7 protein-coding genes and 1 pseudogene are annotated in these 9,672 nt (G+C 24.1%); 4 read left to right on the top strand and 4 right to left on the bottom strand.

The window, feature by feature from the left end; genetic code table 11:
* Positions 1-78: 78 nt before the first annotated feature.
* Positions 79-627: an AAA family ATPase gene (locus tag MBFIL_RS09920; protein ID WP_066974055.1), complete on the bottom strand. Its 549-nt coding sequence runs from the start codon at positions 625-627 to the stop codon at positions 79-81.
* 249 nt (positions 628-876) lie between these two features.
* On the opposite strand from MBFIL_RS09920, the gene MBFIL_RS11160 reads away from it, so the two are divergent.
* The 4 genes and pseudogenes from MBFIL_RS11160 to MBFIL_RS11200 form a co-directional block, all read left to right on the top strand.
* Entirely contained in the window at positions 877-1,008 is a 132-nt protein-coding gene (locus tag MBFIL_RS11160; protein WP_281192585.1) for a hypothetical protein, read from the top strand.
* A 625-nt stretch (positions 1,009-1,633) separates the two neighbouring features.
* The gene (locus tag MBFIL_RS09915; RefSeq protein ID WP_169805527.1) at positions 1,634-4,594 is read left to right on the top strand and encodes a right-handed parallel beta-helix repeat-containing protein; all 2,961 of its coding nucleotides are present in this window, start codon (positions 1,634-1,636) and stop codon (positions 4,592-4,594) included.
* Positions 4,543-4,890, top strand: coding sequence for a right-handed parallel beta-helix repeat-containing protein (locus tag MBFIL_RS11280; RefSeq protein ID WP_157078754.1), 348 nt, complete (start codon positions 4,543-4,545; stop codon positions 4,888-4,890). The genes MBFIL_RS09915 and MBFIL_RS11280 overlap by 52 nt, the downstream gene beginning before the upstream one ends.
* 217 nt (positions 4,891-5,107) lie before the next feature.
* Positions 5,108-5,713, top strand: a pseudogene (locus tag MBFIL_RS11200) (helix-turn-helix domain-containing protein); the annotation flags it as partial.
* 713 nt (positions 5,714-6,426) lie between these two features.
* Here MBFIL_RS11200 and MBFIL_RS09905 read toward each other — a convergent pair.
* From MBFIL_RS09905 to MBFIL_RS09895, 3 genes are all read right to left on the bottom strand, one after another.
* Positions 6,427-6,723 (bottom strand): nucleotidyltransferase family protein, encoded by a 297-nt coding sequence (locus MBFIL_RS09905; RefSeq protein WP_066974049.1) that lies wholly within the window; start codon positions 6,721-6,723, stop codon positions 6,427-6,429.
* 34 nt (positions 6,724-6,757) lie between these two features.
* Positions 6,758-7,198: an HI0074 family nucleotidyltransferase substrate-binding subunit gene (locus tag MBFIL_RS09900; protein ID WP_066974048.1), complete on the bottom strand. Its 441-nt coding sequence runs from the start codon at positions 7,196-7,198 to the stop codon at positions 6,758-6,760.
* Positions 7,199-7,605: 407 nt separating this feature from the next.
* Entirely contained in the window at positions 7,606-9,012 is a 1,407-nt protein-coding gene (locus MBFIL_RS09895) for a glutamate decarboxylase (protein WP_066974046.1), read from the bottom strand.
* Positions 9,013-9,672: the final 660 nt, after the last annotated feature.

The following is a 9,672-nucleotide window of genomic DNA, read 5'->3' as shown; positions in this document are numbered from 1 at the left end:
ACATAAAATTAAACAAACCAAAAACAATAAGAACAACTAAAAACAATTCAACAAAACCAACAAAATATTAAAAAAAACTCACATAAAAACACAAAAAATAAAGAAAAAATCAATAAAATAGAACAAATAAAGAAACATTAAATGCGAATCCTCAGTAATATTTTTTTCCTTTCCTAATTTACATTTATTCACATTACTCTGATCAGGCTTGATTTTTTTAACATCTAATTCATCTATACTGCCATTGAGTTTAACACATTCATGATTAACTTGAAATCCAGAATTTTCTATAAAATCTATGCTTAATTTATAATCAATATCAAAAATTTCAATAAAATAATGAATTTCCTTTTCTATTACTGGAAAACCAAACTTTTCTTCTGCCTTAGTTTCTATTTTTAAAGGAGTATTGTTTTCATTAATAAGATTTTTTAAATACTTAATTCCACCTTGATTAGAAATGGCATCATTTAATCCCACATTAGCAATATCATTTAAAAACCTAAAAATACTCACAAAATTAGATTTTCCAGAAGCATTTGATCCAATTAGCAGGTTAAAATTTTTTAAATTAATATCAATATTTTTAAAAGTTTTAAAATTTTCGATCTTTAAATTAGTTAACATAACTCTCTCCTAATTAAATATACTCACAATAATTCACTATCTTTAGAATTTTTAATTATTAATTTTTATCAGACTAATATTATTTTTTATCAAACTAATAATTATTATTTTCTATTTTATTTTCTAATTTATTTTCTAATTTATTTTCTAATTAAAATAATTTCTAAGTTAAGGAATACTAAATTAGAATAGAATGTTGTTTATGAAAGACATTGAATACTAGCTATTGGTGTTGAAACACTGAAAAACATGATTATTTACGGTGATAGCCCTGAAATATTATCAAATCATAGAAGATATTATATACATATCAATAGTGACCTTTTAAAAGAATATCACCAAGATTATTCATTATCTTTAAAGGATTTATCTGAAATATAGAATTGCCTCAAATCCTCTAATTATAATATTTTCTTACATGTCCCTAATTTTATTAAATCTATTAATATTTTTTATTAAACATTCTAATATTGATTCTTATTTTGTTATTTTCTTAACTTTATTTTGTTTATACGCACTATTTTATTTTTTAAGTACATCTGTGAGTATTTAGTATTATATATTACATTTTAGCTATTTAATCAGAGAATAAGGTATTTATATTATGATATGCTAAACTATGCATAGTAACTATGTTAGATAGGTTTGATAAAATATTATAATACTGCATTATTTTTATTATAATGCTTGTATTTTTTGACATACAAATATCTGATAATTTTTCATCTTTGATCACTTAATTAAACTTGATACAACAAACCAGTGATTTTATACAATAATAACAATGCTCCAAATTCAGTACAAAAAGTAGTCAATATCTATGAAGATTATCTTTAATAGACATATTAATTTCTATTAATTTTAGATAATATATTCAAAGTTGTGTTTTTCATGATTTGATAATTTAGAGTTAATGGAGGTTTTTATTATTAAATATAATAGGATTTTTTCATTTATTTGCTTATTAGGATTCTTTTCATTGATATTTTCGTCCTCAGTTTATGCTGTGACGTATGATATTGATGAAACATATGATAGTGATAGTATTAATGTTTTAATTAGTGAAAAATTGGATATGACAGATTTATATTTTAAAAATACTGTTGGTGGTATTTATAATGATATAGTGCTTGATATTGATAGAAGTATTAATATTAGTGGTGCTGTTGGTGTTGTTCTTAATCTTAGTAATGATTTTGCTGATTGTGCCTTTAATTTGATGGCAGATAATATTAATATAACTGGTTTTACATTTAATGGATATGATACTGGAATTTCTGCAAATAGTGTAAATAACTTAAAAATATATAATAATACTTTTAATAATCTTTCTACTGGAATTGAGATTATAAATTCTGATAATGTAAGTATATTAAATAATATCATTAAAAACATTGAAAATAATGGAGTAAACATTGTAGATAGTAAAAAGTTTAATTTAATTAGTAACTCTATTAATAACACTGGAGGTTATGGTGCTTTACTGGATAATATTGATGTTTTAAACATTAAAAACAACAATATATCTCATAATGAAAATGATGCTATTTATGGAGAATCATTAAAGAGTTCCACTGTTATATTTGATGAATATGGTTTTATATTCACTAACTATAATATTACAGGTAATAATATAACAGATAATAATGGAAATGGTATTGTAATAGCTCAATCAAATAATGGAAATATTAATAATAATACTATTAAAAACAATAATGGTGAGGGCATAACTATTGATAATTCTACTAAAAATAATATAACTAATAACATTATTGAGGGCAATGATGGAACAGGTGTTACACTTAGTCAGTCAAATAATGGAAATATTAATAATAATACTATTAAAAACAATAGATATGATGGTATCAGTGTTGATTCCTCTTATATTACTAATGTAAATAATAACACTATTGATGGTAATGAAGGCAATGGTATTTCTGCATCTGATGTTACTATTTTCAATGCTAACGAAAATAATATTAAAAATGGAGGATCTGATGGAATTGACATCTCCTCATCTAAGGGCATTGGAGTAAATAACAATGTACTCGAGAAAAACAAGGGTGATGGGATCCATTTAAGTAAAATTTACTCTGGAACTGTTAAATCTAACAATATATCTAATAGTGGAAACGACGGAATCACAGCTGAAAATTCTCATGAACTTGTTTTTTCAGATAATAACTTAAAAAATACTGAAAATAAAGGTATTAATGCAGATAATACCAATAACACCAATGTCTACCGTAATAATATTGAGAACAGCGGTGATGCAGGAATAAGTATCAGCTCTTCAAACAATATTGATATTCTAAATAATACTCTAGCCAATAATAGGAATACTGGTATTTTCTTAGAGGACATTAATAACTTAGAAATTTCAGGCAGTACTATTAAAAATAGTGAATATAATGGGATCGAAGGTTCAAACATTGTTAATATTAAAATAAACAATAATCTTATTAATAACAGTACTAATAATGCATTGTACTTAAGCTATTGTGAAAATATTAATATTAGCACCAATACTATCTCATACAATGGAAATGATGGTATTGATCTAGAGGAATCTAATAAAACATCAATTCAAAATAATATTTTAAGTAAAAATATACTTCAGGGTATCTTAACTTCTTTTATTCAAGATCTAAACATTACAGGTAATATTTTAAATAATAATAATGGAGGTATTGAAACTACAGATTCGAATAATGTTAAAATCACTGAAAATACTTTAGATAATAATAGAGAAGATGGTATTTCATTAAATTCGATTAAAAATTTAGTTATCGCGTCTAATACAGTGACAAACACAAAACTCAATGCCATGTCTCTACAATATGTAACAAATATCTTATTTAAGTCAAATATTTTAAAATCTAATAAAATAGGTCTTGAACTAAAAGATTCTAATAACACCATTATTAAAAATAACACATTCGAAGGTAGCATTGATACTGCTATTAGTTTAGAGACAACAAACAACACTAACATGAGTTCTAATTTGTTAAAAATTAATAAATTAGTTGTTGATATCTATGATTCTCAAAAATTCAATATATTGGGAAATACACTTGAAAACAATAGTTATGGTATTTCATTATCAGGATCTAAAAATGCAAACATTAAAAACAACCTAATAAACAATATTACTCATTATGGTCTTGACTTATCAGACTCTAAAAAGATTAATATCAGTTCTAATAGTTTAAATAATATTAAAGGAGATGGAATCGCATCACATTCATCTGATAACAACTTAATATTTAATAACACTATTAAAAATAGTAAAATTACTATTAATATTGAAGGTGATTCAAACATCGTGAAAAATAATTATCTGAGGAATAGTACTGAAGGAATTGATCTTTGGGGAGATAAAAACAAGGCTTACAACAACACAATTTCTAAAATGCAAAAAGACGGTATATCAGTTATAGGTCAAGACAACACAGTTAATAAAAACAAAATATCTAATGTCAAAAGGTATGGTATTAGTTTATATGATAATTACAATGAAGTTATTTCAAATAAATTAATCTATGTATATAAAGGTCTTTTTGTCTATTCTGATGAAAATTACATTTCATCTAACACAATAAAAAATTCAAAATTCAACTCAATATTTATTAAAGGTTCTAATAATCTAATTAATTATAACAAAATTTTTGGTAATTCAAAACTGGGATTAAGAATTCAAGGATACTATAATATTGTTAATAAGAATAATATAATTTCTAAAAACGGTATTCAAGGCATAGGTAATGGTAATGAAATTAAAACTAATGAAATTAAAACCAACAAATGGGGCATTTACTTAAAAGGAGATACAAACCAAATAACTAAAAACACAATCAAAAAAGCCAAAATAGGTATTAAAACCAATGGTTACAAAAATAAACTGGAAAAAACAACATCAAATCTAAAAACTACGGAATCAGTGTCACAGGAAGAAACAATACCATAAATAAAAACAAAGTAATTAAAAACAAGAAAAATGGTATTACAGTAACAGGCAGTCAAAACAAACTAAAAAATAATATTGCAAATGCCAATAAACTCAATGGTATTTTAGTAGTAGGATATGGAAATACCTTATCTAAAAACAATATCAATAAAAACAAACATGGAATAAAATTAATTGGAAATAAAAATGTTTTATATAAAAATACTGCTAAATATTCTAAACTACATGGTTTTAGGATTGTAGGTAGTATTAATAAGCTATCTAAAAATAACTTAGGAAAAAAAAAGAATATGTAAAGGATAAATCACTATTTAATCATGAATGTATGAATAATTAGAAATTTATGAAGATAATTGTTTTTGAGGTATTTCATGAGAATAATAATTTAAGAAATATTTATTAATAGTAAATAATATAAATAATTCATATAATCTTTAATAAATTTTTAATAAATTTTTAAGATATTGCTTTTAATAGCTATTTTTCCATTAAACTTCTGTAGAGGTTTTTTAAATGGATTTCAAAAGTAGAAATCAAATAATAAGTGAAATAAACCAATTATTAACTGAAGAAGGTTTTGAAACCTCAAATATTTACAGTCAAAGTTGTTTTGACATGTTTGCAAAGAGAAAACTCCTTCTTATTTTACTTAAGGCATTAGTTAATATTGATACTATTTATGAATCCCATGCAAATGAAATTAAGAAAATTTCATCAGCTTTTCATGCATCTCCACTAATTGTAGGTAGTAAGTCAAGGAATACTAAATTAGAAGAAGATGTTGTTTATGAAAGACATGGAATACCAGCTATTGGTGTTGAAACACTGAAAAACATGATTATTTATGGTGATTGCCCTGAAATATTAGCAGATCATGGAGGATATTATGTACATATCAATGGTGACCTTTTAAAAGAATATCGGCAAGATTACTCATTATCTTTAAAGGATTTAGCTGATCTTGCCCATGTTACAAGAGAAACAATATATAAATATGAGAATGGAATAGCTAGAGCAAGCACAGAAACTGCAATGGCATTAGAAGAAATATTAAACATAAAAATAACCTTAGATATTGATATTCTAAAGATAAATCATAATATTAATACTACTAATCTCAGCACTAACATTAATTCTAATAATCATATCAACAATAATATTAATTCTAATAATCATATCAACAATAATATTAATTCTAATAATCATATCAACAATAATATTAATTCTAATAATCATATCAACAATAATATTAATTCTAATAATATAAATTCTAGTAACATCAACACTAAGTCTAGTAATCTTAATTCCAACAATATTGAAAAAGATTTAAATGAAGAAGATGATAAAACAAAAGACTTAACTAATCTTGGTTTTGGCGTAGTTTCAACTAAAAAAACTCCATTTGATACAATAGCTAAGATCGACAATGCAAACAATGCAAACACTTCATTTATAGCTAATTTAGAAGAAAAAAGATCTTCAAGGTCTTTACAAAAAATAGCTATTAGTTTAAAGGATCTTTCACTTATTACGTCATCTGAATCATTCTTTATGATTAATAATATTAAAACTAAAGAAGCCGTTGATGGCATTCCCGTTGTAAAATCCTGGGAAATTAAAGAACTTGAAGATTATCATGATTTTTTAAAAATAATTAATGAACGAAAAGAAAATAGCTAAATAAAACATTAATTTCACAAAAAATAAAACAATACAAAAAATCTTTATCTAATTTTTAAATCTTCAATTTAAAAAAAATGAAAAAATTTTGGAAATCTCATCATAAGTTCTTAAAGTAATATTAAGAATTTTTAAGACACAATTCAATTAGCTCAACCATATATCTTCTTATTATTTTTATCAATTATTTTTTGGAATTCTTTTGATGTTTTGTTATAATCTACAATATCTACTCTGTAAGGTAGTGCTGATTCTTCAAATTCTATTTCTAATTGGATAATTCTATCTAATCCTAATCTACATTTACACTTAAAAGCAAGATCTAAATCTGCAAAAACTTTTTCTGTTCCTTTTAGCCTTGATCCAAAAACTGAAACTTCACAGTCCTTAGCATTTCTTTTTATTATGTCTAAAACAATTTTCATTTCTTCTTTTGAAATTTTAAGCATTTATTTTCTCCATTAGAACATTTAATATTAATTTCTAATATGTGACAATATTTGTTCTTTCTTTTAATGCAGTGATAAATTCTTTTAAATCATTTTTAAAATTTTTAGCTGTATTATAAACTTCTTCTGCAATATCTTCATTGTATGTATATGAAGTTTTATTTCTTGCTTTATTATATTTGTTCCAAGCACTGAAATCTGTTATTAATTGCTTTTCACCAATTATTCTAAACAATTCTGGTCGAGATAATGTATCTGCCCTATCTCCAATATCTACTTTTAAAAATTTTTTCATCATCTTCCATGTAAGTTCATAAGTATATTCAAAATGTTGAATAACTGCTGATTTCACCATTTCTTCAGTATAATATCGAAATTCTGTGTTTTCTGATTCAATTTCCTCAGCATAATCTAATGCAGTGATAAATGATTTATATGCTTTTAATAATGGAGTTATATTTAATTTTTCTCCCATATTATCACCTAAATATTATTTTTTTAAAATTCGAAGCCAACTTTACTTAAAGCTTTTAGCATGATTGTTTTAATAATGATATTTTGTTTAAAGAAACATTAAATATTATCTATATTTAAACATATATAAATAATTTTCTTTAATGAACTTATACTAATCATTTCAAGTATAAAATCTTTTATCTAAAGTGTTATGACCTTATTTTTTTTAAATATTTAATTTGAATTCTTCCTCAGGATGTTTTTAGATAATAATTAATAGTTTAATATTTGAGTAGGTTATATTGAAACTAACAGACTATTATATTTTTTGATTATATTCTGCCTCTATAACACATCAATATTCATTAAAAACATCAAGTCATTAATAGTACAATTTTTAGCTGCAAACAGTGCAAATAGTAATTATTAGAAAATATTTACAACTGAATGTTTATTTTTATTATTTTTTTCTTTAAATCCAAGATTATACTCTTTAAAAAGATCATGAAGATGTTTAATTAACATTTCTGCCATGTCTCGGCTGAAATTCTCTTTTATCACAATTCTTAAAACTGCAGTGTCTTCTACATTGCTCGGTAGACTATATGCAGGTATTATCCATCCTTTTTCTCTAAGTCTTCTTGAAATATCAAAAACTGTGAACTTATTTTTAAATTCTTCCTTTAGTTTAATAGCTATTATCGGCAAATTAAGTTCTGTGTCTAATAATTCAAAAACATTTGTTTTGTTGAGATTTTTTGCAAGATACCTTGTGGTTTCCATTAAATTTTCCATTATAGCAGAATATCCTTCAAAACCTAAATGAAGGAGATTATAGTATTGTGCTATTATCATACTACTTCCTTTTGAAAAATTAAGATTGAAAGTCGGAATAATTCCTCCAAGATAATTTACATGAAAAATAAGATCATCAGGTAAGTATTTTTTATCTTTAAAAATAAGCCAACCAATTCCAGGATAAACTAATCCATATTTATGTCCTGATGTATTAATCGACCGAACATGTTCTAATCTAAAGTCCCATTTAAAATCAGGAGATGTAAATGGAACTACGAATCCTCCACTTGCAGCATCAACATGAATTGGGATGTCCCAACCTTTATCTTCTTTTATTTCAATAAGTAAATCATTTATTTTTTCTATTTCATCTATCTGACCAGTAAAAGTTGTTCCAAGAACAACACCAATAGCTATTGTATTTTCATCAACATGTTCTTTAACTTTATCTGCAGTCAAAACATAGCTATTTTCTTCCATTGGAATCATTCGAAGTTCTGTATCGAAGTATTTAGCAAATTTTTCCCATACTACATGAACATCAGCACCCATAACAATGTTTGGTGTTTTATTTTTGATATCTATTCCTTTTTCTTCATTTTTCTTTCGCCATGTCCATTTATGTGCTAAAAGTCCTAACATTATGGCTTCTGATGAGCCAATTGTACTGGTTCCAATGAAACTGTAATTCTCAGGCACATTAAATAGTCTTGCAATCATATTTACAGTACGCTTTTGGATTATTTCACTTTGAGGATATTCATCATTATCAACAAAATTTTTACCATTATTCTCAGAGATTAACTTATCTGCTTCTTCTTCCATCCATGTAGTAACAAAACTCGCTAAGTTTAAGTTAGGATTTCCATCTAAATTCATTTCATCATGAATTAGTCTATAAGCCGCTTGAGAAGGCATTCCTTTCTCTGGAATTTCAAATTTAGGTACACTTTGAGAAAAATATCTACTACCATAAATTGTTGTGTTTTTCCCTTTCTTTTCAGCTTCATCTATAGGTATTTTCTTAGATAACATTATAATTGCCTCTGAAACACTAATTTCCTTATTTTCAGGAAATCACTGTTAATTTATATTTTAATTAAAAATATTGATAAGATTATGATAATATAATTAAATAAATAAGATTACATTAATAAGATTATTATTTACATGATAATGTATAAATTTTATATTATTTTATTAAACAATATATTATTATTTAATAATTTGATAGTTCATAATTATTAAATATATCTATATAAATTTAATAAACCCATAGAAAAATAATTAAAAAAGGTTTAATAAATATTTATGTAAATTTTAGATATATATCAAAATCATTACATATAATCGTTTTTCTCCTTTATTCTCATATTTGTTTCATATAATAACAAATAAACCATTAAATATGACATTTTAACAAAATAGATAGATTTATAAATTATTAATTATTACTATCTAATAATGTAATAATATATGATAACATCCTATTAAAAATAAGTATGTGTTTATAAAAATTAGGAAATTAATAGAGATCAATGATCTTGAGCTATGATTGAACAAACTAGTGTCATGACAATTTAATTCTAATAGTTTTAGATATAATATTTTGATAATTTTTTATCGGCTTTTTCTTTAGTAAAATTCCAATAAATTTTGCTCTCTTTTTTATTTCTTTCATCACACCATGCTGTA

Origin of the sequence: Methanobrevibacter filiformis (assembly GCF_001639265.1) — an archaeon.
GTDB classification, from domain to species: Archaea; Methanobacteriota; Methanobacteria; order Methanobacteriales; family Methanobacteriaceae; genus Methanacia; species Methanacia filiformis.
The sequence above is the reverse complement of the archived record's forward strand: the minus strand, read 5'-3'. Positions and strand labels throughout refer to the sequence as shown.